The 26,994-nt window shown below is 61.6% G+C and carries 29 protein-coding genes; 13 read left to right on the top strand and 16 right to left on the bottom strand.

The genetic code is table 11. The features are described 5' to 3' along the window. Positions 1–21: 21 nt before the first annotated feature. The 7 genes from ACFOGH_RS00355 to ACFOGH_RS00325 form a co-directional block, all read right to left on the bottom strand. Positions 22–495 (bottom strand): GNAT family N-acetyltransferase, encoded by a 474-nt coding sequence (locus tag ACFOGH_RS00355; RefSeq protein WP_380071075.1) that lies wholly within the window; start codon positions 493–495, stop codon positions 22–24. Continuing rightward, on the bottom strand, positions 492–1,106 hold the full coding sequence (locus ACFOGH_RS00350; RefSeq protein ID WP_380073934.1) for a VOC family protein: 615 nt from the start codon (positions 1,104–1,106) through the stop codon (positions 492–494). Before ACFOGH_RS00350 ends, ACFOGH_RS00355 begins: the two co-directional genes overlap by 4 nt. Continuing rightward, positions 1,093–2,640: a Ppx/GppA family phosphatase gene (locus ACFOGH_RS00345; protein ID WP_380071074.1), complete on the bottom strand. Its 1,548-nt coding sequence runs from the start codon at positions 2,638–2,640 to the stop codon at positions 1,093–1,095. The genes ACFOGH_RS00350 and ACFOGH_RS00345 overlap by 14 nt, the downstream gene beginning before the upstream one ends. 51 nt (positions 2,641–2,691) lie before the next feature. After that, a complete protein-coding gene (locus ACFOGH_RS00340; RefSeq protein WP_380071073.1) occupies positions 2,692–4,854 on the bottom strand; it encodes an RNA degradosome polyphosphate kinase in 2,163 nt (720 codons plus the stop codon). 44 nt (positions 4,855–4,898) lie between these two features. After that, on the bottom strand, positions 4,899–5,570 hold the full coding sequence (locus ACFOGH_RS00335) for a chromosomal replication initiator DnaA (protein ID WP_380071072.1): 672 nt from the start codon (positions 5,568–5,570) through the stop codon (positions 4,899–4,901). Further along, positions 5,567–6,658, bottom strand: coding sequence for an AI-2E family transporter (locus ACFOGH_RS00330; RefSeq protein WP_380071071.1), 1,092 nt, complete (start codon positions 6,656–6,658; stop codon positions 5,567–5,569). Before ACFOGH_RS00330 ends, ACFOGH_RS00335 begins: the two co-directional genes overlap by 4 nt. A 69-nt stretch (positions 6,659–6,727) precedes the next feature. Beyond that, positions 6,728–7,357: a LysE family transporter gene (locus ACFOGH_RS00325; protein ID WP_380071070.1), complete on the bottom strand. Its 630-nt coding sequence runs from the start codon at positions 7,355–7,357 to the stop codon at positions 6,728–6,730. A gap of 98 nt (positions 7,358–7,455) precedes the next feature. Here ACFOGH_RS00325 and ACFOGH_RS00320 point away from each other — a divergent pair, with 98 nt between their 5' ends. From ACFOGH_RS00320 to ACFOGH_RS00275, 10 genes are all read left to right on the top strand, one after another. Then, positions 7,456–8,331 (top strand): LysR family transcriptional regulator, encoded by an 876-nt coding sequence (locus ACFOGH_RS00320; RefSeq protein WP_380071069.1) that lies wholly within the window; start codon positions 7,456–7,458, stop codon positions 8,329–8,331. A gap of 153 nt (positions 8,332–8,484) precedes the next feature. Continuing rightward, positions 8,485–8,751 carry a PepSY domain-containing protein gene (locus tag ACFOGH_RS00315; RefSeq protein WP_380071068.1) on the top strand — a complete coding sequence of 89 codons (267 nt, stop codon included), beginning with the start codon at positions 8,485–8,487 and terminating at the stop codon, positions 8,749–8,751. Further along, on the top strand, positions 8,751–9,401 hold the full coding sequence (locus tag ACFOGH_RS00310; RefSeq protein ID WP_380071067.1) for a cytochrome b/b6 domain-containing protein: 651 nt from the start codon (positions 8,751–8,753) through the stop codon (positions 9,399–9,401). Before ACFOGH_RS00315 ends, ACFOGH_RS00310 begins: the two co-directional genes overlap by 1 nt. 15 nt (positions 9,402–9,416) lie before the next feature. Continuing rightward, on the top strand, positions 9,417–9,938 hold the full coding sequence (locus tag ACFOGH_RS00305; RefSeq protein WP_380071066.1) for a helix-turn-helix transcriptional regulator: 522 nt from the start codon (positions 9,417–9,419) through the stop codon (positions 9,936–9,938). Between the two features lie 186 nt (positions 9,939–10,124). Further along, positions 10,125–11,462: a proline--tRNA ligase gene (gene proS, locus ACFOGH_RS00300; RefSeq protein WP_380071065.1), complete on the top strand. Its 1,338-nt coding sequence runs from the start codon at positions 10,125–10,127 to the stop codon at positions 11,460–11,462. Between the two features lie 95 nt (positions 11,463–11,557). Continuing rightward, positions 11,558–12,631 carry an endonuclease/exonuclease/phosphatase family protein gene (locus ACFOGH_RS00295; RefSeq protein ID WP_380071064.1) on the top strand — a complete coding sequence of 358 codons (1,074 nt, stop codon included), beginning with the start codon at positions 11,558–11,560 and terminating at the stop codon, positions 12,629–12,631. A gap of 16 nt (positions 12,632–12,647) precedes the next feature. After that, positions 12,648–13,637, top strand: a complete 990-nt coding sequence (locus ACFOGH_RS00290; RefSeq protein WP_380071063.1) for a potassium channel beta subunit family protein — start codon at positions 12,648–12,650, stop codon at positions 13,635–13,637. Positions 13,638–13,751: 114 nt separating this feature from the next. Further along, positions 13,752–14,411 (top strand): ThuA domain-containing protein, encoded by a 660-nt coding sequence (locus ACFOGH_RS00285; RefSeq protein ID WP_380071062.1) that lies wholly within the window; start codon positions 13,752–13,754, stop codon positions 14,409–14,411. Beyond that, a complete protein-coding gene (locus ACFOGH_RS00280) occupies positions 14,412–14,630 on the top strand; it encodes a DUF4287 domain-containing protein (protein WP_380071061.1) in 219 nt (72 codons plus the stop codon). After that, positions 14,630–14,854, top strand: a complete 225-nt coding sequence (locus ACFOGH_RS00275) for a hypothetical protein (RefSeq protein ID WP_380071060.1) — start codon at positions 14,630–14,632, stop codon at positions 14,852–14,854. The genes ACFOGH_RS00280 and ACFOGH_RS00275 overlap by 1 nt, the downstream gene beginning before the upstream one ends. Before the next feature lie 89 nt (positions 14,855–14,943). On the opposite strand, the gene scpA is transcribed toward ACFOGH_RS00275, so the two are convergent. From scpA to ACFOGH_RS00230, 9 genes are all read right to left on the bottom strand, one after another. Further along, positions 14,944–17,070: a methylmalonyl-CoA mutase gene (scpA, locus tag ACFOGH_RS00270; RefSeq protein WP_380071059.1), complete on the bottom strand. Its 2,127-nt coding sequence runs from the start codon at positions 17,068–17,070 to the stop codon at positions 14,944–14,946. Positions 17,071–17,170: 100 nt separating this feature from the next. Continuing rightward, on the bottom strand, positions 17,171–19,174 hold the full coding sequence (locus ACFOGH_RS00265) for an acetyl-CoA carboxylase biotin carboxylase subunit (protein ID WP_380071058.1): 2,004 nt from the start codon (positions 19,172–19,174) through the stop codon (positions 17,171–17,173). Positions 19,175–19,281: 107 nt separating this feature from the next. Next, positions 19,282–19,455 (bottom strand): hypothetical protein, encoded by a 174-nt coding sequence (locus tag ACFOGH_RS00260; protein WP_380071057.1) that lies wholly within the window; start codon positions 19,453–19,455, stop codon positions 19,282–19,284. Between the two features lie 367 nt (positions 19,456–19,822). Beyond that, complete coding sequence (locus ACFOGH_RS00255; RefSeq protein WP_380071056.1) at positions 19,823–20,224, bottom strand: hypothetical protein; 402 nt, start codon at positions 20,222–20,224, stop codon at positions 19,823–19,825. Positions 20,225–20,278: 54 nt separating this feature from the next. Further along, complete coding sequence (locus ACFOGH_RS00250; RefSeq protein ID WP_380071055.1) at positions 20,279–20,410, bottom strand: hypothetical protein; 132 nt, start codon at positions 20,408–20,410, stop codon at positions 20,279–20,281. A gap of 171 nt (positions 20,411–20,581) precedes the next feature. Next, positions 20,582–20,722, bottom strand: coding sequence for a hypothetical protein (locus ACFOGH_RS00245; protein WP_380071054.1), 141 nt, complete (start codon positions 20,720–20,722; stop codon positions 20,582–20,584). A gap of 202 nt (positions 20,723–20,924) precedes the next feature. Then, positions 20,925–21,299 carry a DUF6497 family protein gene (locus ACFOGH_RS00240; protein ID WP_380071053.1) on the bottom strand — a complete coding sequence of 125 codons (375 nt, stop codon included), beginning with the start codon at positions 21,297–21,299 and terminating at the stop codon, positions 20,925–20,927. A 48-nt stretch (positions 21,300–21,347) separates the two neighbouring features. Continuing rightward, positions 21,348–22,874: an acyl-CoA carboxylase subunit beta gene (locus tag ACFOGH_RS00235; protein ID WP_380071051.1), complete on the bottom strand. Its 1,527-nt coding sequence runs from the start codon at positions 22,872–22,874 to the stop codon at positions 21,348–21,350. Positions 22,875–23,023: 149 nt separating this feature from the next. Continuing rightward, the gene (locus ACFOGH_RS00230; RefSeq protein WP_380071050.1) at positions 23,024–23,518 is read right to left on the bottom strand and encodes a cell wall hydrolase; all 495 of its coding nucleotides are present in this window, start codon (positions 23,516–23,518) and stop codon (positions 23,024–23,026) included. A 219-nt stretch (positions 23,519–23,737) separates the two neighbouring features. On the opposite strand from ACFOGH_RS00230, the gene ACFOGH_RS00225 reads away from it, so the two are divergent. From ACFOGH_RS00225 to ACFOGH_RS00215, 3 genes are all read left to right on the top strand, one after another. Continuing rightward, positions 23,738–24,091: a DMT family protein gene (locus tag ACFOGH_RS00225; protein WP_380071049.1), complete on the top strand. Its 354-nt coding sequence runs from the start codon at positions 23,738–23,740 to the stop codon at positions 24,089–24,091. Between the two features lie 86 nt (positions 24,092–24,177). Then, positions 24,178–25,395: a multidrug effflux MFS transporter gene (locus tag ACFOGH_RS00220; protein WP_380071048.1), complete on the top strand. Its 1,218-nt coding sequence runs from the start codon at positions 24,178–24,180 to the stop codon at positions 25,393–25,395. Positions 25,396–25,442: 47 nt separating this feature from the next. Further along, complete coding sequence (locus ACFOGH_RS00215) at positions 25,443–26,840, top strand: helix-turn-helix domain-containing protein (protein ID WP_380071047.1); 1,398 nt, start codon at positions 25,443–25,445, stop codon at positions 26,838–26,840. Positions 26,841–26,994 lie beyond the last annotated feature (154 nt).

Raw genomic sequence — 26,994 nt, 5'->3', positions numbered from 1 at the left:
TAGCGGTTTCGGATGATCCTGTCAGGACAGGAATTTCTGCATCAGCACAAGATCCATAAAACGGCCAAACTTAAAGCCGGCTTCGCGGATGATCGCAATTTCTTGATAGCCGAGGGCGGCATGAAACGCGCGGGCGTCAGGATTTTCGCCCGAAATCCCACCAATCATCTGATGCGCCCCGGCAGCCTTGGCATGGGTCTCCACCGCGGCCATCAAGGCCCGCCCCGCACCCATGCCGCGTGCAGTCGGCGACAGGATGATCGTGTGTTCCATGCAGGTGGCATAGCCATTGCCACCCCGGAATTGTGCATATGTCGCAAAGCCTTGCAGACCATTCTTCACGTAAACCAGAAAGCAATCCCGCGCCGCGATCATCGCCTGAATATCGGCCTCAGTCTTTGCCGCAGAAGCAAAGGTGATCGCCGTTTCGGTGATCCAAGGGTTCCACAAAGCCGCCAGTTCTGCGGTATCCTCAGGCCGCGCCGCCCGGATCATTCCAGCACGCGCAGCCCGTGTGGCGTGATGAACGTCGCCCGCATCGCCTTGACCGCCCCCGGCACGATCACCACGCGGGCATCGTCAAAAATCCCCGCCAATGCTGCAGTCAGCGCCTTCGCCTGCGGATGCGCCACCTCGAGCCGCTGCAAGCGCACATCGCTTTCCGGCAAAGCCCGCGCCGGATGCAGGGTGCCCGCCCATTCGATCAGCGCCGGAAAACAGCCGTCAAACGGCAGCTTGCCATCGGCAGGCACCGCCATCTGCCAACGGTAATCGCCACGCTGCAAAGCCACCGGAATCCCCACGCCAGCCGGGCTGGCGGCCACCGCAGCGCTTATACTATCACAACATGCAACCCAGTTTGTCAGCCTTGGGGCGCCTTCAAAATTGTCTAAATCGAACCATCGCGGCCATTTGGGTGCCTGCTGCGCCGGGTCTGCCGCGATCACCTCAAGATAAAGATCGCCCAGCCCCAACAGCCGGTTATGGGTGGCCATATGGGGATGTTGACCGCCCCCCGCCAGCGCCACGCCCAGCGCTTGTTCCACAACCGCAACGCCCTCGGCCAAATCACGCGCCGAGACCGCCAGATGATCAAACCGCAGCAGCATCCAGCACCCCCAGTGTCGTCTGCGCCTTCAAGGATTGCGCCAGAGAATTGAACCGCGCTTCGGCCACTTCGCCGAACAGCCCGCGCCCCTCTTCGGTCAGTTGCAATTCCAGCAGCCGCGTCTCGGGTTGCCAGACCAACCGCCCCGCGCGGCGCGGATCGCCCACCGAGAACATCGCGCCAAACCGCAGCGCCTTGCCCAACACTTCGGCATCCAGCAGTTCCTGATCGCTCAGCAGCTTGAACAGCGGCTCCATCCGCGAGCCTGATCGGCTGTTCTTGTAGCGGTGCAGCAGGGCCAGCCCCAGAAACACCCGGCCCGGATGATCCAAGCCGCCCAGATTGGCGCGGGTGGCATTGTCAAAACACGCCTCTGCCCGATAATCCGGGTGCGCCCGCCAGGTGGTGTCATGCAGCAGGCACGCCGCCTTGATCAGCCGCATCCGCTCCTCGCTGACCGTCGGGAACAGCGGCAGCAGGAATTCATACAGCTTCTTGCCAAATCCCGGTATCCGCGCCGAAATCTTTTCCGCCATCCGCGCCGCTTCGATCAGCGGATCGCGCGCGCGTAGTTTTTCGGGCATTTGTTCAAACAGCAGTCCCTCGCGGATACCGTAAGCCGAGACGTCAATTTCCGATGGTTTCAGCATCTTGATCAGCTCGCGCATCACCTCGCAGGCCAGCGGCACCAGCTCCATCCGCTCTACCGAGGTGCCGGTCTTGCTGCGCAACTGGTTCAAGTCGCTGGCAGCAATCCAATCCAGCGTTTCCAGCAAGTCTTTGGGAAGCATACGATATTCGTGCAGAACCGTCAGAGGATAGCCGCGCCGCTCCATATCCAGCCGGGCGATCACCCGCCACGATCCGCCGACCAGATAAATCCGCTCGCCTTCCGAATTCAGCTTTGCCTGACAGTCCTTCAGAATGCGGTCGATGTGTGCTGCGCGTTTCTTCGGCGTATCGGCGACCTGTTGCAGCCGGAACGGGCCGAGCGGGGTGGAAACCCGTTGTCCGACGCTGCCGCCGCCGATCTTCGCCAGTTCCATCGAGTTGCCACCGATGTCGCAGACAATGCCCTTGGCATCCGGCCAGCCCAACAGCACGCCCTGCGCCGACAGCCGCGCTTCCTCGTCGCCGTCCACCACCCAGATCTTCAACCCGGTCTGCGCCAGCACCTCGGCCTGAAACGCCGGGCCGTCGCTGGCCTCACGCGCCGCAGCCGTCGCCACCACGGTCAGGGTTTCAATGCCCATGCCCTTCGCCAGCAACGAAAATCGCTTCAACGCCACCAGCGCCCGCCTGCGCCCTTCCGGGTTCAGCCGCCCGGTTTCCGCCAGCCCCTTGCCCAAGCCGCACATCAGCTTTTCGTTGTAGAAATAGGCAGGCGAGCGCGCCGCGCCATCAAACACCACCATCCGCACCGAGTTTGATCCGACATCGACCACCCCCACGCGACTGAGCGCGCGCGCCGAAGGGTCGTCAAACAAAGGGCGGCCAAACGGGCCGTGGTCGTCGTCGTGGTCTTCGGTCATTGGTATTTCCGTTCAGATCATTCAACCGCGCGCCGTCACAGCACGCGGGGTTCAGGCGAGGTTACGCACATCCTTGGCGCCCGCCGTGCCACGGCCAGACAGCGAGGGATTCTCCATGAAGAAACGGTGACAGTTGAAAGCGCCGCCGTCCACCGCTGTCTGCTCGCGCTTGTAGGCACCACCGGGCTGCAACACCCAGGATTGCGCCTCATCCGCCAGATTGGCGGCCATGATTTGCCCCACAATTTGCGCCTGCACAGTGGGGTTATGGATTTCCACAAAAGTCTCCACCCGCCGCGTCAGGTTGCGCCCCATCCAGTCGGCGGAAGAGATAAACACCCGCGCCTGTTTCGATGGCAGCCCGTGGCCATTGCCAAAGCAGATGATCCGGCTGTGTTCGAGGAAGCGGCCCACGATGGATTTCACCCGGATGTTCTCGGACAAGCCCTTGATACCGGGCCGCACGCCGCAAATCCCGCGCACCACAAGGCTGATCTTCACCCCGGCCTTGGAGGCTGCATAAAACGCATCAATCACATCCGGGTCGATCAGCGAATTGACCTTTCCCCAGATCTCCGCAGGCCGCCCCTCGCGCGCATGCACCGCCTCGGCGGCGATCATCTCCAGCAGGCGCGATTTCAGCGTGAAGGGCGAGATTGCAAGGTTTTCAAGGCCCTGCGGTTCGACATAGCCTGAAAGGTAGTTGAACACCCGCGTCGCATCGCGCCCGAGCGCCGCATCGCAGGTGAAGAAACTGAGGTCGGTATACACTTTCGCAGTAATCGGATGGTAATTTCCGGTGCCGTAGTGGGTATATGTCACCAGATTTTCACCCTCACGCCGCACTACGGTGCTGATCTTGGCGTGGGTCTTGTAGTTCATGAAGCCGTAAACCACATGCGCGCCCGCCCGCTCCAGCCGTCGACTTTGCCGGATGTTGGCGGCCTCATCAAAGCGGGCTTTCAACTCGACCAGCGCCGTCACCGACTTGCTCGCCTCAGCGGCCTCACACAGCGCGGCCACAATCGGGCTGTCCCAGGATGTGCGATACAGCGTCTGCTTGATCGCCAGCACATTGGGGTCACGCGCCGCCTGTTCCAGAAAATTGATCACCAGATCAAAGGTTTCGTAAGGATGATGCAGCAGAATATCCTTCTGCTTGATCGCCGCAAACAGATCGCCGCCATGATCCTGCACCCGCTCCGGCACCCGTGGCGTAAAGCGCGGCCACAGCAGATCGGGGCGCGACGGCAGCACCAGTTCCTTCAGATCGGCCACGCCCAGAAGCCCGCGCACCTCGACCATCTCATCGGGCGTCACACCCAGTTCTTCCATGATCAGCGCGCGCAACTCGGGCGGCGCACCCGACGACAGTTTCAGCCGGATCACCTCACCACGACGCCGCCGCTTCAGCGCGGTTTCAAACTCGCGCACCAGATCTTCGGCCTCGTCCTCGACCTCAAGATCGCTGTCGCGCAGCACGCGGAACAGGCAATGGCCACGGTCCTTATAGCCCGGAAACAGCATATCCAGATGGATCAGCAGCAGTTCTTCCAGCGGCAAAAAGCGGTATTCGCCATCCTTGTCGGGCAACCGCACAAACCGCGCAATCTGCTGCGGGATCGGCAGCAGCGCCTGCAAACTGCGATGATCAGTCTCACGCTCTAGCTGCAAGGCCAGCGAAAACCCGGTGTTGGGGATGAACGGAAACGGATGCGCCGGATCAATCGCCAAGGGCGACAGCACCGGGAACACCTTGTTCAGAAAGTGATCTTCCAGAAACTTCAGATCGCGCACCGTCAGCTTGGAGCGCGTCAGCAAGCTGATGCCCTGCACATCCATCAGCTTTTTCAGCTTGTTGAACACCGCCTGCTGCGTATGCATCAACCGGCGCGCATTGGCGTGGATCAGCGTCAACTGTTCGGCAGCCGAGCGACCATCCTCGGACAGGGTCTTGTTCTTTGCCCGCACCCAAGCCCGCAGCCCCGCCACCCGCACCGTGTAGAATTCATCCAGATTGGTGGCCGAGATGGACAAAAACCGCAGCCGCTCCAACAGCGGCACGGCGGGGTTCGATGCCTCATCCAGCACGCGCCAGTTGAACGCCAACCAACTGAGTTCGCGGTTGAAAAACCGACGCGGGCCGGTGATCTCTGCTTCGGGCACCTCAATCGGTGCGGGGAACGGGGTCTTGAGAAAGTCAGATTGGGTCATCGGGCCTTCATGCTGATCAATGGTAACGCCTTGGTGACACTGTCTCACCGTGCCTCGGCCAAGTCCAGCACCTCGGCGGCGAGGGCGCGGGTGACAGGACGGCCCAAAGCCAGCGCGCGGGCATCCAGAAACTTCACCCATTCGCGCGCCGCCGCGATAGATCGGTCCATGCGCGAGACCAGATAAGGGATCAGGTTTGGCGGCACCGCGATCTGGCGGTCGGCAAACAGCTTGATCAGCACCGCCGACAGCAACATGTCATCGGGCGGGTCGAGTTGTGCCACCGATGCGGCCTGCATCCGGCTGAGAAGATCCGGCAGCGCCACGCCCCAATCGCGCGGGCTATGCGCCGCTGTAACCAGCAGCCCGCGCCCGTCCAGCAGGTTGTGCAGATGAAACAGCGCCACCTCGGCCTCGCGGTCGCCCGCGATCTGATCGGCGTTTTCCACCGCCACCGGGCCCTCCGCCAGATCATGCAGATCGGTTTCCGGCAAGCGGTGCGCCGCGATCACCTCGGCCCCGGCGATCTCGGCCCAGATATGCGCCAGATGCGTCTTGCCCGCCCCCTCTGGCCCGACCAGCACCAGCTTGCCACCCGGCCAATGCTGCCAAGCCTCTATACTCGCCAAAGCCTGCGCATTGGCAGGCGAGGTGAAAAAATCCGCCCGCCGAAACGCCTCACCGCTCGGCAGATCAAAGGCAAGCTGACGGCTCACCGGATATCCTCATCGCGCGGCAGCACCAGTTGCGGGGCGCTGACCCCCTTGTAGAGCGTGCTGGCCTGATACTGCGACACGCCAAACCGGATCAGCACACCCATCGCCGCCGCCACCGGCACCGCCACCAGCATGCCGACAAAGCCGAACAACGACCCGAACACCGACAGCGCAAACATCAGCCACACGGGATGCAGCCCCACCGATTTGCCGACCAGCTTTGGCGTCAGCACATTGCCCTCCAGGAACTGCCCGACGGCAAACACCCCCGCCACAAGGCCAATCGACAGCCAATCGCCCCAGAACTGGAACAGCGCGAGACCAATCGCCAACGCCCCGCCCACCAGCGCGCCGATGTAGGGAATGAAGGTGATCGCCCCGGCAATCGCGCCCACCACAAGGCCAAACTGCAAGCCCACCAGCATCAACCCGGTGGCATAATAGGCCCCCAACGCCAGACAGACCGTCAACTGCCCGCGCACAAAGGCCGACAGCGCTTCGTTGATCTCACCCGCCAGCCTGCGCACAGTTGGCGCATGATCGCGCGGCAGAAGTGCGTCGATCCGCGCCACCATGTGATCCCAATCGAGCAGCATGTAGAACGTCACCACCGGCACCACGACGATGAACACCACCGCCGAAATGAGGCTCAGCGCCGAGGTCAGCACGCCCTGCGCCAAAGATGCACCCTTGGCCTGAATCGCACTGCCAATCTCAGCCAAAGTCTGCCGCATGGTCGAGGTGCTGTCGGTCAATTCCGGGAACTTCTCGATCATGAAGCCTTGCAGCCGCTTGGCAATCTCGGGCGCCGCGTTGATCAGCGCCGAGGTCTGTGAAATCAGCGTCGGAATAACCGACAACACCAGCAACACCATCGCCAAAAGCCCGACCAGCGTGATCACCGTTGTCGCAGCCACCCGACTTAGCCCCATGCGCTGCAACCGATCTGCCACCGGGTCAAGGAAATAGGCCATCGCCCCGCCCACCAGAAACGGCAAGATGACCGAGCCCAGCAGAAACAGCAGCGCAAACAGCACCAACAAGGCGATGCACCAGTATTTCACCTGTGCGCTGACCGGAAGTGCCATATGTTCGCCCCTTTTTCACTCGTCCGTCATATCGCCCTTGGGCGGCAGCGTTGCAAGAGGCAGGCGGTCTTAGCCGTCCAGATTGGCCAAAGCCAACGCGAGCCCGAACCCGAACCCGAACCCGATCAGCAGCACCCCGAACACCCGGTCAATCCACAGCCGCACCCGCAGGATCTGCGCCTTGATGCGCCCCTCGCTGAAAAACAGCGCCACCGCACTGAACCAGACCACATGCGCCAGCGCGATAAAGCCGCCATAGGCCATCTGCGTGGCCAGCGGCGTCGTCCGCCCCGCCACCTGCATGAACAGGCTGACGATGAAAATCGTGGTCTTGGGGTTCAGCGCATTGGTCAAGAACCCCACCCGCAGCGCCTGCCAATCACTCGGCACCCGCGTGGGCGCCTGCGCAGATTCGGCCTGCGGCTGGGCTAGTAGCATTTTGACGCCCAGCCAGATCAGATACCCCGCCCCCAACAGCTTCAACGCCGCAAACAGCGCCGGAGAGCGTGCGATCACCAACCCCAGCCCCAGCAGCGTATAGCTGACATGCACCAACACCCCCGCGCCAATGCCGCAAGCCGTCAAAACCCCCGCGCGTCGCGACAGCATCAGACTGTTGCGCGACACCATCGCAAAATCCGGCCCCGGACTGATCACTGCAAACACCGTGATCACAATCACCGCCACCCATTCCGCCACGATATGCCCTTTCCATATGTTCCGGCTTTTCCCATAGCCGAATCCCTCACCCGCGCATAACGATGAGTTCTGACCATATCCGTGAGTTTTTCTGACAGATGCGCAACCTCATCAGCTCCCTCCCCGCCATCGCCTGCTTTCGCGCCGCGGCCGAGTTTGAAAGCTTCAGCCAAGCCGCCGCCAAGCTGAACCTGACCCACAGCGCCATCAGCCGCGCCGTGCGCCTGCTGGAACAAGACCTTGGCACGCCGCTGTTCACCCGCCAGCATCGGCGCGTTTTCCTGACCGATGCCGGTCGCGATTTCGCCCGCGCCGTCGCCTTGGGTCTGGGCGGGATTGAGGCTGCGGCACAGGCCATCCATCTGGCGCGGCAGGATCGCCCGATCACCCTGTCTTGCGAGCCGACCCTGCTGATGCGCTGGCTGATCCCGCGCATCGGGGCGTTTCGCGCCGCCCATCCGACGCTGCACATCAATCTGGTCGCGGGCGGCGGTCCCGTCACCCTTGGCACCGGCATAGATTTTGCCATCCGCCGCAATGATTTCGACTGGCCCGCGCAGTATCACGCCAGCCACCTGTTCGATGAACGCACAGGCCCGGTCTGCCGCCCCGAGCATCTGTTCCGCCTGCGCGATCTTCCCCCCCTGCACAGCAAAACCCGCCCCGAGGCTTGGGCGCGCTGGTGTGCGGTGGCCGATCAGCCGCTGCCCAACCTGCCCGGCCAAAGCTTTGAGCATTTCTATTTCAGCCTGCAAGCCGCCGTCGCGGGCCTTGGCATCGCCATCGGGCCTTGGCATCTGGTGCAGGATGATCTTGCCAGCGGCCAGCTTGCTGCCCCCTTCGGCTTTGTGCCCGATGGCAGCAGCTATCATTTGCTGTCGGCCAATGCCCTGCCCGAATCTGGCCCCGCCATGGCGCTTTACACCTGGCTGCGCAGCCTTGACGCCCCCGATCGGCGGCAAAAAGTCCCATAAGCGCCTGCTTATAGCCGCAAAACCCAACCCCTGACCAATAGCAAGCCGCTGAAATCCCAGCCAGTTGAGGGGAAGCCGAACGCAGCAACCCGCCGCAATCGGCTGACCACTCAACCCGGCACCCTTTGGGGCCAACTACCAAGGATTACACCCATGTCGCGCACTTTGCTTCTGACGCTTGCCCTGCTTGCCACCCCGTTTGCTGCCTCGGCGATGCCCGCTGTTGGCGATATCGTCGGCTCTAACGCCGATGCCGCCAAAGCCGCTTTGGAAAAAGCCGGCTGCCCGGTCGAAATGTTCGAGGCAGAGGATGGCAAGATCGAAGCCGTCTGCACCGATGCCGCCACCGCAAAGAAAATGGACGTGACGATTGATCCGACCACCGGCGCGGTTCTGACCATCAAGGAAAGCAACGACTGATGGCACAAACGGACATGGGGGGCAGCCGCCCCCCGATCCTTTGGGATCGCATCGTGCGCCTCAGCCATTGGGGCATCGTCATCGTCATTCTAGCCAACGAGGTCTTTACCAAAGGCGGCAGCCCGCTGCATGTCTGGTTTGGCTGGGGCGGGCTGGTGCTGTTGGTTCTGCGCATGGCTTGGGGCATCATCGGCAATCCCGAGGCACGGTTTTCGGCGTTTCCGCCCAATCCGGCAGGCGCCCTGCGCCATATGAAACAGCTTCTCAAAGGCAACCCGCCCAGCTACCGCTCGCACAATCCGGCGGGCGCGATGATGGCTTATGCGCTGTGGGCCTGCATCGCTTTCATGGTCGCCTCTGGCATCAGCATGTCCGGCGCCAACCCCTTTGCGGTGGCCGAGCGGCAGGCGATTGTCGACAGCGGAGACTGGTCGCAGCTTGCGAAAACCACCGAGGCAGGCGACGATGACGAAGCCGATGGCTGGATCAAAGACGCGCATGAGATTGTCGCCAACCTGATCCTTCTCTTGGTGGCGCTGCATATCGGCGGCGTGATCGTGGAAAGCGTGGTAATCCGGCATAATCTGGTTCCGGCGATGCTGGTGGGACGCCGTGCCGCCAAAGCCGATACCAAGACCAAGCTGCAGTAACCGGAAAGCCGACCGATGACCTTTCAGACCGGAACGAAACCCAGCAAAGGCGGCCGCCCCGCCGTGCTGGCGCTGGTGGTACTGTTGCAAACCTCGGCTGCGGTGTTTTTCGTCGCCAATGCGCTGACGGAATGGCGCGAAGATGGCGTCGGGCCGCAGCTTTGGATGCAGATTCTGGTGACGCTGGCGCTGATCCTTGGTGTGGCCTTGGGCGCGGTGGAACTGCGCCGCACCCTCAGCCATCAGGAAGATCAGCAGGCCACCATCGCCAAGGCCAGCGGCGAGATGCATCAGGTGGTGCAGCGCCAGTTCGACACTTGGGCACTCAGCAAAGCCGAGCGTGACGTGGCCTATCTCGCGCTGAAAGGGCTGGACGTCGCCGAAATAGCCGCCGCCCGCCACGCCGCCCCCGGCACCGTGCGCGCGCAACTGTCGGCGATTTATAACAAGGCCGGGGTCAGTGGCCGCGCCCAATTCGCCGCACATTTCGTCGAAGATTTGCTGGCCGAAGGGCTACCTAGCGATCCGCCGGTTTAGGCATCCCAGCGCCAATCCTTAACAAATCCTTAAATCGACCACCCTAACACATTGAATTGTAACACATTAAAAAGGTCCCGAGTTGGGACCACGCAGGCGCGCGCCAAAAGGCCCTGCTAAACCCGCAGCTTGCTTGGCCAGTCTCAACCCGCTAGGAAAGCCCAAACCCCAAGCCAAGAGGCCGCGATGCGCGTTTCCCGTTACTTTATGCCTGTTCTCAAGGAAAACCCCGCCGAGGCGCAGATCGTCTCGCACCGCTACATGCTGCGGGCGGGCATGATCAAACAGCAGGCCGCGGGCATCTATTCCTGGCTGCCGCTTGGCCTACGGGTGCTGAACCGCATCCAACAGATCGTGCATGAAGAACAGGTCCGTGCCGGTCACATCCCTTTGCTGATGCCCACCCTGCAACCCGCCGACCTGTGGCGTGAATCCGGCCGCTATGATGACTACGGCCAGGAAATGCTGCGCATCAAAGACCGCCAAGATCGCGAGATGCTGTACGGCCCGACCAATGAAGAGATGATCACCGACATCTTCCGCGCCCATGTCAACAGCTACAAAGACCTGCCGCTGACACTCTATCATATCCAGTGGAAGTTCCGCGACGAGATGCGCCCGCGTTTCGGGGTGATGCGGGGGCGTGAGTTCTTGATGAAAGACGGCTATAACTTTGACGTCGACAAACCCGCCGCCCTGCACGCATACAACCGCCACATGGTCAGCTACCTGCGCACCTATGAACGCATGGGCCTGACCGCGATCCCGATGCGCGCCGACTCTGGCCCGATTGGCGGCGACGACACCCACGAATTCCTCGTGCTGGCCTCGACGGGCGAATCCGAGGTGTTCTTCGACTCTGCCGTCACCGATCTGAAACTCGGCAACCGTGAGGTCGATTACGACAACCGCGAAGAAGTGGCGGCGGTCTGCAAAGAATTCACCACCCTCTACGCCCGCACCGACGAGACCCACGACCAAGCCCTGTTCGACGCCATCCCGGAAGAACGCCGCAAGGTGGCGCGTGGTATCGAGGTTGGGCAGATCTTCTACTTCGGCACCAAATATTCCGAAGCCATGGGCGCAACCGTCGTCACCGCGGACGGATCGAAAGTTCCGGTGGAAATGGGCAGCCACGGCATCGGTGTGTCGCGCCTGCTGGGCGCGATCATTGAGGCCAGCCACGACGACAAGGGCATCATCTGGCCCGAAGGCGTCACCCCGTTCCCGGTCGGCATCGTCAACCTGAAACAAGGCGACGCCGCTGCGGATGCCGCTTGCGAGGGGCTCTATAAGGCGCTGAAAGCCAAGGGTCTGGAAGCGCTTTACGATGACCGCGAAGAACGCGCCGGGGCGAAATTCGCCACCATGGACCTGATCGGCCTGCCGTGGCGCATCACCGTCGGCCCGCGCGGGCTGGCCAATGGCGTGGTAGAACTCACCTCGCGCCGCACCGGGGTTTCCGAGGAAATGTCGCCAGAAGCCGCCGTCGCCCGCATCGCCGAGATCTACGCGGGCATCTGAGCCACAAGCCGGGGTGTCACCACCCCGGCCACGCAACTCAATTTGCAGTTGCCGTCCGGCCTAACTCCCCTATCTTGCAGCGAAAGGGGATGGGAATGGTTCTGACTGGCTTGCTGCTCTGCGCGACGATCCTGCTGGTCGGCGTCACCCTGCTGCCGCTATGGCAATCGCCGCTGTGGTGGGTGCGCGGGCTGGAGTTTCCGCGCCTGCAAATTCTGGGCCTGCAAGCCCTGACCCTGATCGGCACGCTTTGGCATGGCAACTTTGTCCTAGGCCTTGCGCTGATCGCCGCCATGCTGATGCAAGCGTGGCATATCTGGCCGTTCAACCCGCTTGCCGCGAAAGAGATGCATCGTGCGACTTCGGGCGGGGCAGCGCATGATGTGCGCTGCCTTGCGATGAACGTGCTGATGGAAAACACCAACCACGCCGCTGTGCTGGCTGAGATTGCCCGCACTGATCCCGATGTGCTGTTCCTGATGGAAACCGATGCCGCTTGGGATGCAGCCCTTGCCCAGGCCTTGGCGCGCTATCCAACCGTGCTGCGCGAGATCAAGAACAATTACTACGGCCTGATCTTTGCCACCCGCCTGCCCTGCCACGCCGCCCGCGTCACCTATCTGTCGGTGGAGGACACGCCCTCGGTTCTGGCCGAACTCGAAGCGCCCGATGGCACGCGGTTTCGCTTTGTCGGCCTCCACCCCAAACCGCCGGTCCCCGGCGAAGACACCGAGGGCCGCGATGCCGAGGTCGCCTATGCCGCGCGCCACGCCCGCGACAGCGATCTGCCGGTGATCTCGATGGGCGATTTCAACACTCCCGCCTGGTCGCAGATTGCGCATCGCTTCAAATCGGTGGGCGGCTACCTTGACCCCCGTGTCGGGCGCGGCCCGGTCTGCAGCTTTGACGCAAACCGCTGGTGGATGCGGATGCCGATTGACCAGTTTTATGCCACCACCGATGTCAGCCTGATTGATTTCAGGCGCGGCCCCAATGTCGGCTCGGATCACTTTCCGATGCGCGCCACCGTGCGCTTTGATGACCCCGTCGGCGCAAGGTCGCGCAACCGCCGCGTCACCGCCTTGCCCGATGCCGAAGAAGCGCGAATCCTTGCCGCTATCGAACGCCACGGCCGCCGCCTGAGCAGCCTGCGCCCGCCTTCCCATTAATCACAGGAGCATTGAGATGGATTATCGTCGTCTGGGCAAATCCGGCCTGAAGGTTTCCGAGTTCTCGTTTGGCTCTTGGGTAACGTTTGGCAAGCAAGTGGATGGCAATGACGCCAAATCCATGATGACGCTGGCCTATGATGCGGGCGTCAACTTTTTCGACAATGCGGAAGGCTACGAGGCCGGGAACTCCGAACTGGTGATGGGGCAGGCCCTGCACAGTCTGGGGTGGAGCCGCGACAGCTATATTGTGTCGTCGAAAGTGTTCTGGGGCGGCGATCGCCCCACCCAGCGCGGGCTTTCGGCCAAACATGTGACCGAAGCCTGCCACGCCGCCCTGCGCCGCCTGCAGGTGGACTACCTTGATCTCTACTTCTGCCACCGCCCCGACATCGACACGCCGATTGAGGAAACCGTGCGGGCGATGCACAACCTGATCACCCAAGGCAAGGTTTTGTATTGGGGCACCTCGGAATGGTCGGCGCAACAGATCACCGAAGCACATATGGTCGCTCGCGCCGCGGGTCTGACCCCGCCCACGATGGAGCAGCCGCAGTATAACCTGTTCGAGCGGCAGAAGGTCGAGGCCGATTATGCGCCACTCTACGACACGGTTGGACTTGGCACGACGATCTGGTCGCCCTTGGCCTCGGGCATCCTGACCGGCAAATATAACGCCGCGATCCCCAACGACAGCCGGATGACCCTGCCCGGCTATGAATGGCTGAAGGATATGCTGACCTCGGACGCAGGCCAAGCAAAGCTGGCGAAAACCCGCGCGCTGGCCGATCTGGCCGACAAGGCGGGCCTGCCATTGGCGCATCTGGCCCTGCTTTGGTGTCTGGCCAACCCGCGCGTCTCAACGGTGATCCTTGGGGCATCGCGCGCCAGCCAGTTGAGCGATAACCTTGCAGCCTTGCAAAACAAACCCAAGCTGACACCGGATGTGATGGCGGAGATTGAGACGATCATCGCCAACAAACCCGCCAGCCCGCAACGGTTCTGAATTGACCATCCGGCGAACTGCGGAAATTGTGACAACGGCGGGGGGCTTTCTGCCCCCCGACGGATTTGACAAGCAAATCCTCCCCCCGAGGATATTTGCGCAGAGAGGATGACCATGGCGACAGCATTGATCACCTGGGGCGGCTGGGACGGCCATCAGCCCGATAAGGTCGCCGCCCTGTTCGCCGAGATGTTGCGCGCCGAAGGCATGGCGGTTGAGGTCACGGATACCCTGGCCTGTTTCGATGATCCGGCGCGGCTGGCAGGCCTCAGCCTGATTGTTCCGGTCTGGACGATGAGCAGTATCGAGAAACACCAATCCGAAAACGTCGCCGCTGCGGTTGCCTCTGGCGTGGGGCTTGGCGGTTGCCACGGCGGGATGTGCGATGCCTTTCGCGCCGATGTTTTGTGGCAGTTCATGACAGGCGCGCAATGGGTGGCGCATCCGGGCAATGACGGCGTGAATTACCGGGTGCGGATGGTGTCGGATGATCCGCTGGTGGCTGGGATCAGCGATTTCGATGTGGCAACCGAGCAATATTATCTGCACATCGACCCCGCCGTGCGCGTCCACGCGGTCTGCGATTTCCCGGTTGTAGAGGGGCCGCACAGCCCGAACGGCCCGGTTGCTATGCCGGTGGTGTTCAGCAAACTTTGGGGTCAGGGCCGGGTCTATTACAACGCATTGGGCCATCAGGCCGATGTGATCAACCACGGCCCCGCGCGCGAGTTGCTACGACGCGGCCTGATCTGGGCCGCCAAACAGGAGGGGTGAATGTCGTTCCAAGCCTATCTGGACAATATCCAGACCAAAACCGGCAGGACGCCTGCGGATTTCAGGGCGATGGCGCAAGCCAAGGGCTTTGCCACAGCAGATGGGATCGCCCCGGGCATCAAAGCCACCCAGATCACCGACTGGCTGAAGGGTGAATTTGACCTCGGCCACGGTCACGCCATGGCGATCTTTGCGCTGTTGAAGGGAAAGACCAGCTGATGAACCTGCAATGGGTTTTCCTAAGCGGGTTCGGCCTTGTGGTGTTCAATTTTCTGGCGATTTTCGGCAAGGCTCAGTATCGCAAAGCCATGCAGGTTTGGGCGTTGCTCTGTGCCTTGGTCTTTGCCGGTTTTGTGGCCGGCCCGCCCATAGATCAATTCGCAGGCGCGCTTGGCGTATCCGCCCTGATACTGGGCGGCGTATATCTCTGGCTCATGCACTAAGGCAGTTTGCGCAATGAAGGGCCAAGACAGCCGCGCTCGCCGCTTTAGCCTTTCACATTGGCGTAAATACTCCCGCCGGAGGCTCCGCCCTACCCGCGCGCCTTGCGGATCAGATCCAGAATATCCTTCGCCGCGTTGGGGATATTCGTCCCCGGCCCAAAGATCGCCTTCACACCGGCATCGTAAAGGAACTGGTAATCCTGCTGCGGAATAACCCCGCCGCAGATCACCAGAATCTCGCCCGCGCCCGCATCGCGCAGCGCCTGCACCAGTTTCGGCGCCAGTGTCTTGTGCCCCGCCGCTTGGCTGGAAATCCCCACCACATGCACATCATTGTCGATGGCATCCTGCGCGGCCTCAGCCGGGGTCTGGAACAACGGCCCGACATCAACGTCAAAGCCGATATCGGCGAAAGCGGTGGCGATCACCTTGGCGCCGCGATCATGGCCATCCTGCCCCATCTTGACCACCAGCATGCGCGGGCGGCGGCCTTCTTCCTCGGCGAATTTCTCGACATCCGCTTGGATCGCGGCAAAGCCCGCGTCACCCTCATAGGCAGCGCCATAAACGCCGGCCAGAGTCTTCACCTCGGCCCGGTGCCGCCCGAACGCTTTCTCCATCGCCATGCTGATTTCCCCCACTGTCGCCCGTGCCCGCGCGGCTTCCACCGCTGCGGCCAGCAGATTGCCCTCGTGGCCCGCGATGCGGGTCAGTTCATCCAAAGCCGCCTGACAAGCCACCTCATCCCGCGCCGCACGGGTGGTTTTCAGCCGCGCGATCTGCGCCTCGCGCACTGCGACGTTGTCGATATCCAGAATGTCGATCGCATCCTGCTGGGCAAGGCGGTATTTGTTCACCCCGACGACGACCTCATCACCGCGATCAATCGCCGCCTGCCGCTTTGCCGCCGATTCCTCGATGCGCAGCTTGGGCATTCCGCTCGCGACGGCCTTGGTCATCCCGCCCATCGCCTCGACTTCCTCGATCAGCTTCCACGCTTCCGAGGCCAGCTCTGCCGTCAGGCTTTCAACGTAATACGACCCCGCCAGCGGATCGACGACATGCGTCACCCCGGTTTCTTCCTGCAAGATCAACTGGGTATTGCGCGCGATCCGGGCCGAAAATTCGGTTGGCAAAGCAATCGCCTCATCCAAGGCATTGGTGTGCAGGCTTTGCGTGCCGCCCAGCACCGCCGACATCGCCTCATACGCCGTGCGGATGACGTTGTTATAGGGGTCCGCCTCTTGCAAGGACACGCCAGAGGTCTGGCAATGCGTGCGCAGCATCAGGCTGCCCTGCTTTTTCGGCTGAAATTCCGACATGATGCGGTGCCACAGCAACCGTGCCGCGCGCAACTTTGCCGCCTCCATGAAGAAGTTCATCCCGATGGCGAAGAAGAAACTCAGCCGCCCCGCGAAATCATCCACATTCATCCCCCGCGCCAGTGCGGCACGGACATATTCGCGGCCATCGGCAAGCGTATAGGCCAGTTCCTGCACCAGATTGGCCCCGGCCTCCTGCATGTGATAGCCGGAAATCGAGATCGAATTGAACTTTGGCATCTGGGCCGAACTGTATTCGATGATATCCGCGATGATCCGCATCGAGGGTTCTGGCGGATAGACATAGGTATTCCGCACCATGAATTCTTTCAGAATGTCGTTCTGAATGGTGCCCGACAGCAGGCTGCGATCCACGCCCTGTTCTTCACCCGCCACGATGAAAGACGCCAAAATCGGGATCACCGCGCCGTTCATCGTCATGGAAACGCTGACTTTATCCAGCGGGATGCCGTCGAACAGGATTTTCATATCCTCAACGCTGTCAATCGCCACCCCGGCCTTGCCAACGTCCCCCTCCACCCGTGGGTGATCGCTGTCATAGCCGCGATGGGTTGCCAGATCGAAAGCCACCGAGACCCCCTGCTGCCCCGCCGCCAAATTCTTGCGATAAAACGCATTGCTGGCCTCGGCGGTCGAGAACCCGGCATATTGCCGGATCGTCCAAGGCCGCCCCGCATACATCGTGGCCTTCACGCCACGGGTGAATGGCGCGAACCCCGGCAATTCGCCCATCTGCGGCAGGTCTGCGACATCCGCCTGCGTATAAAGCGGCTTTACCGTAATGCCTTCAAGGGTTTGCCAGTTCAGGCTATCGGGGTCACCCCCCTTCATTTCCTTGGCGGCAAGGGTCTTCCAGGCGTTCAGATCGGTCATGGCATTGTCCTGTAGCAGCGGGCGCGGATGGCAAAAGCCGGGGGTTTCACACCCCCGGAACCCCCGTGGGATATTTAAGCGCAGAGGATGAGCGAGAGGCTCACTCAAACTCCATGATCACCTCATCGACCTTCAGGCTGCTGCCCTCGGCGGCCTTGACGGCTTTGACCACGCCCTTGCGCTCGGCTTTCAGGATGTTCTCCATCTTCATCGCCTCGACCGTCGCCAGCGCCTGCCCCTCCTGCACCTCATCCCCAACCGCGACCATGATCTTGGCGACAAGCCCCGGCATCGGGCAGAGCAGGAATTTCGACGTATCGGGCGGCAGCTTTTCGATCATCAGCTTGGCGAGATCGGCCTGACGCGGCGTGCGCACATGCACTTTCAGATCGGCACCGCGCAGCCGCAGCCGGAAGCCGCCGCTGATCTTGCCCACCTTCATCACCAAAGCCGAACCATCGACCAAAAGTGCGGCAAGGCTTTGCCCCGGCACCCAAGCAGATTCGACACGGATCGAGCGGCCATCTGCGAAGGTCACGGTTGACCCCGCAGGGTCCGCTGCAATTTTCACCGCATGTTCAACGCCTTGCAGCGTCACCACCCAATCATCGCCCACCCGGCGCTCGTGGTTGTCCATCGTGCCGCTGATGCGGGTGCGCCGGATTTCCGCCACCCGGTTCATCGCAGCCGCACTTGCCGCAACCCGCGCCAAAGTGTCGGGGTCCAGCACCGCGCCTTGGAAGCCTTCGGGATATTCCTCGGCAATGAACGCCGTGGTGATATTGCCGGATTGAAAACGCGGATGCTCCATCACCGCCCCCACGAAGGGCAGATTGTGGCCGATGCCTTCCACCTCGAACGTGTCCAAGGCCAGCCGCATTTCCTCGATCGCCGCCGCCCGCGTTGGCCCCCAGGTGCAAAGCTTGGCGATCATTGGGTCGTAGAACATGCTGATTTCGCCGCCCTCATACACCCCGGTATCATTGCGCACGATGCCACCGCGCGGCGTGCTGCCTTCGACCGGTGGACGGTAGCGGGTCAGACGGCCAATCGAGGGCAGGAAGTTGCGATAGGGATCCTCGGCATACAAACGGCTCTCCATGGCCCAGCCGTTGATCTTCAGGTCGCTTTGCTGGAACGGCAGCTTCTCGCCATAAGCCACCCGGATCATCTGTTCGACCAGATCGACGCCGGTGATCAGTTCGGTGACAGGATGTTCCACCTGCAACCGGGTATTCATCTCAAGGAAATAGAAATTGCGGGCACCATCGACGATGAATTCCACCGTCCCCGCACTGGTATAGCCCACCGCGCGGGCCAAAGCGCAGGCCTGCTCGCCCATCGCTTTGCGCGTCGCCTCGTCCAAGAAGGGCGAGGGCGCTTCCTCGATCACCTTTTGATTGCGGCGCTGGATCGAACATTCACGCTCGTGCAGATAGACGGTGTTGCCGTGCTTGTCGGCCAGCACCTGGATTTCGATATGCCGCGGTTGCGTCACGAATTTCTCAATGAAAATCCGGTCATCGCCGAAAGACGCCGCCGCTTCGTTCTTTGACGACTGAAAGCCCTCGCGCGCCTCGGCATCATCCCAAGCGATCCGCATGCCCTTGCCGCCACCACCCGCGCTGGCCTTGATCATCACCGGATAGCCGATCTGGCTGGCAATCTTGACCGCCTCATCGGCATCCGCGATAAGCCCCATATGCCCCGGCACGGTGGAAACCCCCGCCGCCTGTGCCAGCTTTTTCGAGGTGATCTTGTCGCCCATCGCCTCGATCGCCGGGCTCGGTGGGCCGATGAAGGCCACACCCGCCGCCTCCAAAGCCGCCGCGAAGTTCATGTTTTCAGACAGAAACCCATAGCCCGGATGCACCGCCTCAGCGCCGCTTTCCTTGATCGCCGCCATGATCTTGTCGATCACGATGTAGGACTGCGCCGCAGGCGATGGCCCGATATGGATGGCCTCGTCCGCCATCTGCACATGCAACGCGCCTCGGTCGGCGTCGGAATAAACCGCCACCGTCTTGATCCCCATCTTGCGCGCGGTCTTGATCACGCGGCAGGCGATCTCACCCCGATTGGCGATCAGGATTTTCTTAAACATCAGCTCTCTCCCCTTCGCGTTCGGGCCAGAACGCGCAAAACAAAACGGCCAGCCGGGGATTTCCCGACTGGCCGTCAAAATAACCCGCCGCGTTTGCGGCGATCAGATCAGTAGCAGGGCGGCAAGCCCAGGTTGACGCCGCAGGTTGCAGCGCCTGCAAGGCCGCCAATGACAGCGCCGGTGACGGCATTGTTGTCAGTGACATCGGCGATTGCAGCGCCAGCCGCAGCACCTGCCAGCCCGCGCGAAGCCGGGTCTTGCAGACAGCCAGCCAGCGGCATGGTGAGAATGGCAAGAAGAAGGAGAGATTTCCGCATAGTGAACTGCCTCTTTTGGTTGTTGTTCTACCTGCAGATTCTACTGTTTCCCGCAGCGATGCAAACTGAAAAATGCACTGCATTTTGCAACTGGCAACAAGCCGCCAAGACGGTGCCAGCTTTGTTAGAAAAAAAGGCCTGACCCCGTCGGAGTCAGGCCAGAGGGTAGGGAAAGGGTAACAGTCTTGCCCAAAGCGTTGCGGTGCAGGCAACGCCCCAAGCACAGATTGATCATCGCGCAAGCCCGCGCGCGGCGCAAATCCTGTTTCGCGCAGCGGGAAGGCCTGCGCGAATTGCTGCCAAGATGCCAAGGGCTTGCGCGGAATCATGCCTAATCCTGATCCTCGTCATCATCCCAATCGCCAAAGTCATAAGGCGCGGCGTCGGGGGCGAAAATTTCAGGGAAAGACACCTGCGCGACCTTGAGGTTGATCTTCAGCAGCGCATCGTAAGAGGCGGGGTTGAAGGGGTCTTCGGCGGGCACCACCTCGCGGCCAAACAGCCACGACAGCCGCCCCGCATCCAGATTGCCACGCTCGAACGGCTCTTCGCCGAACTGCGCCCACAAAGCCGCCATAAAGCCGGTATCGGCGGCGCGGTCAGTGTTCTTGCGATCTGCGTAGCGTTCCCGCCGGATGATCTTGGCTGCGCCCTGCTTCATATTGGCGCGCCGGATCACGAATTGAAAATCAGTGCCGGTCAGGCGGCCAGGAAAACCGCGATGCTTCAGCATGATGCCACCTCCAGACCGGAGGTGAAGGCGGGGCTGTAACCCCGCCCGCAGAGATTACTTGTATTTGCCGGTATAGGTCGGCTCAACCGAGACCGGAGCCGGTGCAGGCTCCATGGGAGCTTCTTTTTTGGCGCAAGCTGCGAAAGCCGAAAGCGCGATGAAGGCGAGGATGGTTGCGGAACGCATGGGATACTCCAGTTTGCAGCGTTGACGTCGCCCGCACCATAGGCGCAGCCAAGGTCAAGTGCAAAGCGGTTCGCAACGCTTCGGTCAGTTGTTGCCGACGGCTGGCAAGCCCTTGCCGCAGATAGAAAAAGGGCGGGCTGGGCCATCAGGCCCAAAGCCCGCCCGATGATATTATTTGTATTTGCCGGTGTAGGTCGGCTCGGTGGTGACAGCCGGTTGATCGACGTAAACCACGTCTTCGGCTTTCTTGGCGCAGCCAGCCACGAAAGCGGCAAGGCAAACGGCCAGAACGGTAACTTTAGTGCTCGACATCCTCGACTCCATTTTTCTACGGGAGGCGTGCTTTGTGCCGCCCCCTTCTGCGAAGGAAAGACCGCTTGGGTTCGGTCTGCTTTAACACTAGCCGATAAACTGCGGAATTGACACGAAAATTCACCAATTGCCCAAAGCTGTGGCAAGGCTACATCAGCCATGGGTTGCACGGGGGTGTTGGCCGCTAGATTTTGTGCTTTCATCAAAAAGCCTCCCATATACAGGCGTCGCCCTCGACACGATACGCCTCAAAGAATTGAGTGGCCTCTGGGGCAGCTTCGCCAAACGGCACGTCGCGGTCGGAAAGGCTGATCACGATCTGGCTGGGCACAGGTCCGGTTCCGGCAATCCGTGGCAAAGCAAAGTTCTTGCACAGATGTTCCATATCGCCTGCCGCCACGTCAAAACCCACGGTTCCGCCGTCTTTGGCAATCGCCGGGGCGACAAAGCGGAAACGCGCAGTCAAGCCATCCGGCCCCGGCGCGTTCATAACCACGTCGACAAACCGCACCTCTTGCCCCGAGGGCACCGGCACCAGAACGCCTTCTGCACTTTCACTTGTGTTCGGATCGGTCATGGCCGCCCCGCTTTTCGGTTGCCCACACGCATTGCTGTTCTCCAAAGGTCACAGCGGAATGTTATCGTGCTTTTTCCACGGGTTCGCCAGCTTCTTGCCGCGCAGGGATGCAAATGCCCGCGCGATACGGCGGCGCGTCGAATGTGGCATGATCACTTCGTCGATAAAGCCCTTTTCCGCCGCCACGAACGGGTTGGCAAAACGGCTTTCATACTCGGCGGTCAGCCGCGCGATTTCTTCCGGCGCCTTGCCGCGATGGATGATCTCGGTCGCGCCCTTCGCGCCCATCACCGCAATCTCTGCCGTGGGCCAGGCATAGTTGAAATCGCCGCGCAAATGCTTCGAAGACATCACGTCATAAGCGCCGCCATAGGCTTTACGGGTGATCACCGTCACCTTCGGCACCGTCGCCTCGCCATAGGCAAACAGCAGCTTGGCACCATGCTTGATCACGCCGCCCAATTCCTGCGCAACACCCGGCAAGAACCCCGGCACGTCCACCAGCGTCAGGATCGGAATTTCAAACGCATCGCAGAAGCGCACGAACCGCGCAGCCTTGCGGCTTGAGTCGATATCCAGGCAACCCGCCAGCACCATCGGCTGATTGGCGACGACGCCCACCGATTGCCCCTCGATCCGGATGAAACCCGTGATGATATTGGCGGCGAAATCGCGTTGGATTTCAAAGAAATCGCCCTCATCGGCCAGCTTCTCAATCAATTCCTTCATATCATAGGGCTGGTTCGGGTTCTCGGGGATCAGCGTATCAAGGCTAGCCTCCAACCGCGCCGGATCATCAAAGAACGGCCGCACCGGAGCTTTCTGGCGGTTGTTCAGCGGCAGGAAATCGACCAGACGGCGCACCTCGGCCAAAGCCTCGACATCATTCTCAAACGCGCCATCGGCGACCGAGGATTTCCGCGTATGCGTTGATGCCCCACCCAGTTCTTCCGCCGTCACCACCTCATTGGTGACGGTTTTCACCACATCCGGCCCGGTGACGAACATGTAAGAGCTGTCCTTCACCATGAAAATAAAGTCGGTCATTGCCGGCGAATACACCGCCCCGCCCGCGCAAGGCCCCATGATCACCGAAATCTGCGGCACGACTCCGCTCGCCATCACATTGCGCTGAAACACCTCGGCATAGCCTGCAAGGCTGGCGACGCCTTCCTGAATCCGCGCGCCGCCAGAATCGTTCAGCCCAATGACAGGCGCGCCGTTCTGCATCGCCATATCCATGATCTTGCAGATCTTTTGCGCGTGGGTTTCCGAAAGCGATCCGCCAAACACCGTGAAGTCCTGCGAAAACACATAGACCATGCGCCCGTTCACCGTGCCCCAGCCGGTGACAACCCCATCCCCTGCCGGACGATCCGCCTCCATGCCGAAATCGGTGCAGCGATGCGCTACGAACATATCGAATTCTTCGAAGCTGCCCTCGTCCAGCAACAACTCGATCCGTTCACGCGCGGTCAGCTTGCCCTTGGCGTGCTGCGCTTCAATCCGGCGTGCGCCGCCGCCCTGACGCGCCACTTCGCGGCGTGCGTCCAACTGTTGCAGGATGTCTTTCATCGGCAGCCCCTCCCTCGAGCGCTGCCAACATAACCTCCGGCACCGCCCACGGGAAGAACAACATCGAAAATATGCAAATCAAGCGAAGCATCCAGACTGCAAATTGCAAACCTGCAAATTATACCGCCCCGATGTTAGTGCGCCCCCGGTTACTGCGCCCCAGTGATGCCCTCGATCGGCGGCAACGGCAAAGGCTGCGTTACCGACGCGGGATCAATCCGCTCATAAAACGCATTGCCGCCCGTGGTCAGCACATATTGCATGTTGTTGTAACCCGCCTTGTAAGTCGCGGTGTGGAAGAATTTCGCATCGCCGATCAAGGGATGCCGCTCGCCCTGCAACACCGATTTGGCCGCCTCGCGCAGCTTGGGCGCGGTGCGGGTATCCATCCGCTTGCGCATCACCCCCGGCGCGAACTGGTTGCGCTGGCCCACCACGCCGCAGACGCTGCGCGGATACTGCCCCGACTCCACTCGGTTCATCACCACACTGCCCACCGCCACCATGCCGTCGCGGCTGGAGCGGTTGGATTCGAAATACATCGCACGCTCCATACATTCCAACTCGCTATGGCCACAGCTTGCCAGCAGCGCCAGCGCAAAACCGGCACCAGAAAGGCGCCGAGCGGTTCGGATCACGGTCATTTTGTCAGTCCTGCTCGTTTTATTTTTTTGTGATCTTAGCGCAAACCGCGCCAAAATGCAGCGATTCCCTTGCGGCCCCGGCAGATCCGGCGCGGCATTGCCCAAACCGCCCCGCCAAACACAACTCTGGCATGGTCCGCACGCGCGCACCAAGCCTGATGGCAAAACCGCGCTTTGTCCTATATACCGCCAAAACCGCCCAACTTGGACCCGAGCCCCATGCCCACCCTTCCCGTCCCGCTAGTCACCATCGGCCTGCTCACGCTGTCGAACGTCTTCATGACCTTCGCCTGGTACGGCCACCTCAAACACAAATCCACCGCCCTGATCACCGTGATCTTCATCTCTTGGGGGATTGCGTTTTTCGAATACTGTCTGATGGTCCCAGCCAACCGCATCGGCTCCACCATTTACAACGGCGCGCAACTGAAAACCATTCAAGAGGTGATCACCCTCTCGGTTTTCGCAGTATTTTCAGTATTTTACCTGAAGGAACCGCTCACCTGGAACCACGCGCTCGGCTTTGCCTTCATCGCACTCGGCGCGTTCTTCATCTTCCATAAATGGAGCTGACCCGCGCTTAAGGTCATCCTCTCTGCTCAAATATCCCCGCCGGAGGCTTCCCCGACCAAGCCTTCGCGCCGCATCAAGGCCATACAATGCCGCACCCCAAGGCGATCTTTCTCAACCGCCGCACGCCGCCAAAAATCCTCACCCTGACCCTGCTCGCGGGCCTGTCAGCGCTGACGATGAACATCTTCCTGCCCTCGCTGCCCGGCATGGCCGCTTACTTCGACGCGCCCTACGCGCTGATGCAACTGTCGGTCGCGCTCTACCTCGCGCTATCGGCGGTGCTGCAAATCCTGATCGGCCCGATCTCCGACCGCTACGGCCGCCGCAATGTCGTGCTAGTGTCGCTCGCGCTGTTCCTGATCGCCACCATCGGCACCCTGACCGCCGCCAACGCCACCGCCTTCCTGATCTTCCGCATGGCCCAAGCCGTGGTGGCCGCAGGCATCGTGCTGTCGCGCGCCGTGGTGCGCGATATGGTGTCGGATGCCGAGGCCGCCTCGATGATCGGCTATGTCACAATGGGGATGAGCCTCGTGCCGATGATCGGCCCGGTGATCGGCGGGCTTCTGGATGAATGGTTCGGCTGGCAAGCCAATTTCGGCCTGCTGCTGGGGCTTGGCGTCATCGTGACCGCCCTCTGCTGGGCCGATCTGGGTGAGACCGCGACCCTGCAACGCCTGTCGGTCAAACAACAGATGCAAAGCTATCCATTCCTGCTGAAATCGCAGCGCTTCTGGGGCTATTGCGGCGCTGCCGCCTTCGCCTCGGGCTGCTTTTACGCCTATCTCGGCGGTGCGCCCTATGTCGGCAACCAAGTCTATCACCTCAGCTCCAGCCATATCGGCATCCTGTTTGCCATCACCGCCGTCGGCTACATGGCGGGAAACTTCTTCGCAGGCCGCTATTCGGTGCGCTTTGGCATGAACAAAATGGTGCTGATCGGCACCACCATCACCACCCTGGGCCTTGCCGCACTGGCACTGATCACCGCACTGGGCCTGTCCGGCCCGGTGATGTTCTTTGGCCTGACACTGACCATGGGGCTTGGCAACGGCGTGGCCCTGCCCTCGGCCAACGCGGGTATCCTGTCGGTGCGCCCCGATCTCGCGGGCACCGCCTCTGGCCTTGGCGGCGCGATCATGGTCGGCGGCGGCGCTGGCCTTGCCGCGCTGGCTGGGGCGGTACTACCCCCCGGCTCTACCGAAATGCCACTGGTGCTGCTGATGCTGGCCTCCTCGGTGCTGTCCACGCTCTGCATCCTTGCGGTGATCCGCCGCGCCCGCGCCTTAGGCATTGCGGCTTGACCACCCGAGTTTGCAAAGCCTAGGCTGGCTTTGCAAAGGAGCGTGCGATGGCCATCCAGAAACTTTACGCCGGTGCCAAACTGCGCGAGCTGCGCGGCCGCCTTGCGCTGACCCAGCGCAGCTTTGCCGACAAACTCGGCGTCTCGCTGCCCTATCTGAACCAGATGGAAAACAACCACCGCCCAGTCTCTGCCACCGTGGTGCTGGCACTGGCGCAGGAGTTTGGACTGGATGTCACCGAACTCAACGCAGGCGAAGGCGAACGTCTGGTTTCCGACATGCGCGAGGCGCTGGCCGATCCGGTCTTCGCCAAAGCCGCCCCGCCCTTGGCCGATCTGCGCCTTGCCGCCTCCAACGCCCCGGCGCTGGCCCGCGCCTTCCTCGATCTGCACCGCGCCTACCGCCAAAGCCACGAACGCCTCGCCTCGCTAGATGAGGCTTTGGGTCGGGAAGACACCGCCCTACGCGCAAGCCCGTGGGAAGAGGTGCGCGACTTCTTTCACTATTGCGACAATTACGTCGATCCGCTCGACCGCGCCGCCGAACATTTCATATCCGCCGCAAGCTCCGGCAAAGACGCGCTTATTATCGCAACCGAGGCACTAGAAAAGCGCGGCATCCATGTGCAGTTTTCGAACACTGGCCCACTGCGCCGCTTTGATCCCAGCACCCGCGCCCTCGCGCTCTCGGCCCGCGCCGCAGCGCCAACCCAGCGCTTCCAACTGCTCTATCAGGTGGCACTGCAAACTCAGAATGAACTGATCGAGGCCAGTCTTGACCTCGCCCGGTTCCAGACACGCGAGGCCCGCGACATCGCCAAGATCGGCATGGCGAACTATTTCGCCGGTGCCGCGCTGATGCCCTACCGCGCCTTCCTTGCAGCGGCGCAAGAAACCCGCCACGACCTTGAACGCCTCGCCGATCTGTTCGGCGCCAGCATCGAACAAGTCGCGCACCGCCTCTCGACCCTGCAACGCCCCGGCGCCAAGGGCATCCCGTTCTTCTTCGTCCGCGTCGATCAGGCTGGCACGATCACCAAACGCCACTCCGCCACCCGCCTGCAATTCGCGCGCTTCGGCGGTGCCTGCCCGCTCTGGAACGTCCATCGCGCGTTCGAAACACCTGGCCATTTCCTGCGGCAACTGGCCGAAACCCCCGATGGTGTGCGCTACCTCTGCCTGTCGCGCGATGTCTCAAAACCCGGCGGCGCCTTCCTCGCCCCAGTGCGCCGCTACGCCATCGGTCTGGGGTGCGAGGTCAGCCACGCCTCGAGCCTCGTCTATGCCGACGGACTTGATCTGAAAGGCCGCTTCGAACCCATCGGCATCTCCTGCCGCATCTGCGAACGCCGCGATTGCCACCAACGCTCGGTGCCCCCCCTGGAGCGTCGGCTGAAAGTCAACCCAGACCACCGGGGCCTTCTGCCATACGACATCGCAGACTGACATTTGGGAACGCTCCGCGGGGGATGTTTGAGCGCAGAGGATGACCAAAGCCGCCCTCTTGCATTTCACCTGTTCTCAAATATCCAAAACGGAATGCCTTGGCATTCCGTGTAGCCGGAGGCTTCAACGCCTGCCCAAAGCACTGCGTGTCCAG

Source organism: Cypionkella sinensis (assembly GCF_042646385.1).
In the GTDB taxonomy this organism is placed as follows: Bacteria; Pseudomonadota; Alphaproteobacteria; order Rhodobacterales; family Rhodobacteraceae; genus Cypionkella; species Cypionkella sinensis.
The sequence above is the reverse complement of the archived record's forward strand: the minus strand, read 5'-3'. Positions and strand labels throughout refer to the sequence as shown.

What these genes read in the sequence shown, in the direction of transcription:
- ACFOGH_RS00355 (WP_380071075.1), bottom strand. Translation starts at nt 495, where the DNA reads ATGATCCGGGCGGCGCGGCCTGAGGATACCGCAGAACTGGCGGCTTTG.
- ACFOGH_RS00345 (WP_380071074.1), bottom strand. Translation starts at nt 2,640, where the DNA reads ATGACCGAAGACCACGACGACGACCACGGCCCGTTTGGCCGCCCTTTG.
- ACFOGH_RS00340 (WP_380071073.1), bottom strand. Translation starts at nt 4,854, where the DNA reads ATGACCCAATCTGACTTTCTCAAGACCCCGTTCCCCGCACCGATTGAG.
- ACFOGH_RS00330 (WP_380071071.1), bottom strand. Translation starts at nt 6,658, where the DNA reads ATGGCACTTCCGGTCAGCGCACAGGTGAAATACTGGTGCATCGCCTTG.
- ACFOGH_RS00320 (WP_380071069.1), top strand. Translation starts at nt 7,456, where the DNA reads ATGCGCAACCTCATCAGCTCCCTCCCCGCCATCGCCTGCTTTCGCGCC.
- ACFOGH_RS00315 (WP_380071068.1), top strand. Translation starts at nt 8,485, where the DNA reads ATGTCGCGCACTTTGCTTCTGACGCTTGCCCTGCTTGCCACCCCGTTT.
- ACFOGH_RS00310 (WP_380071067.1), top strand. Translation starts at nt 8,751, where the DNA reads ATGGCACAAACGGACATGGGGGGCAGCCGCCCCCCGATCCTTTGGGAT.
- ACFOGH_RS00305 (WP_380071066.1), top strand. Translation starts at nt 9,417, where the DNA reads ATGACCTTTCAGACCGGAACGAAACCCAGCAAAGGCGGCCGCCCCGCC.
- proS (WP_380071065.1), top strand. Translation starts at nt 10,125, where the DNA reads ATGCGCGTTTCCCGTTACTTTATGCCTGTTCTCAAGGAAAACCCCGCC.
- ACFOGH_RS00295 (WP_380071064.1), top strand. Translation starts at nt 11,558, where the DNA reads ATGGTTCTGACTGGCTTGCTGCTCTGCGCGACGATCCTGCTGGTCGGC.
- ACFOGH_RS00290 (WP_380071063.1), top strand. Translation starts at nt 12,648, where the DNA reads ATGGATTATCGTCGTCTGGGCAAATCCGGCCTGAAGGTTTCCGAGTTC.
- ACFOGH_RS00285 (WP_380071062.1), top strand. Translation starts at nt 13,752, where the DNA reads ATGGCGACAGCATTGATCACCTGGGGCGGCTGGGACGGCCATCAGCCC.
- ACFOGH_RS00280 (WP_380071061.1), top strand. Translation starts at nt 14,412, where the DNA reads ATGTCGTTCCAAGCCTATCTGGACAATATCCAGACCAAAACCGGCAGG.
- ACFOGH_RS00275 (WP_380071060.1), top strand. Translation starts at nt 14,630, where the DNA reads ATGAACCTGCAATGGGTTTTCCTAAGCGGGTTCGGCCTTGTGGTGTTC.
- scpA (WP_380071059.1), bottom strand. Translation starts at nt 17,070, where the DNA reads ATGACCGATCTGAACGCCTGGAAGACCCTTGCCGCCAAGGAAATGAAG.
- ACFOGH_RS00265 (WP_380071058.1), bottom strand. Translation starts at nt 19,174, where the DNA reads ATGTTTAAGAAAATCCTGATCGCCAATCGGGGTGAGATCGCCTGCCGC.
- ACFOGH_RS00260 (WP_380071057.1), bottom strand. Translation starts at nt 19,455, where the DNA reads ATGCCGCTGGCTGGCTGTCTGCAAGACCCGGCTTCGCGCGGGCTGGCA.
- ACFOGH_RS00255 (WP_380071056.1), bottom strand. Translation starts at nt 20,224, where the DNA reads ATGCTGAAGCATCGCGGTTTTCCTGGCCGCCTGACCGGCACTGATTTT.
- ACFOGH_RS00250 (WP_380071055.1), bottom strand. Translation starts at nt 20,410, where the DNA reads ATGCGTTCCGCAACCATCCTCGCCTTCATCGCGCTTTCGGCTTTCGCA.
- ACFOGH_RS00245 (WP_380071054.1), bottom strand. Translation starts at nt 20,722, where the DNA reads ATGTCGAGCACTAAAGTTACCGTTCTGGCCGTTTGCCTTGCCGCTTTC.
- ACFOGH_RS00240 (WP_380071053.1), bottom strand. Translation starts at nt 21,299, where the DNA reads ATGACCGATCCGAACACAAGTGAAAGTGCAGAAGGCGTTCTGGTGCCG.
- ACFOGH_RS00235 (WP_380071051.1), bottom strand. Translation starts at nt 22,874, where the DNA reads ATGAAAGACATCCTGCAACAGTTGGACGCACGCCGCGAAGTGGCGCGT.
- ACFOGH_RS00230 (WP_380071050.1), bottom strand. Translation starts at nt 23,518, where the DNA reads ATGACCGTGATCCGAACCGCTCGGCGCCTTTCTGGTGCCGGTTTTGCG.
- ACFOGH_RS00225 (WP_380071049.1), top strand. Translation starts at nt 23,738, where the DNA reads ATGCCCACCCTTCCCGTCCCGCTAGTCACCATCGGCCTGCTCACGCTG.
- ACFOGH_RS00220 (WP_380071048.1), top strand. Translation starts at nt 24,178, where the DNA reads ATGCCGCACCCCAAGGCGATCTTTCTCAACCGCCGCACGCCGCCAAAA.
- ACFOGH_RS00215 (WP_380071047.1), top strand. Translation starts at nt 25,443, where the DNA reads ATGGCCATCCAGAAACTTTACGCCGGTGCCAAACTGCGCGAGCTGCGC.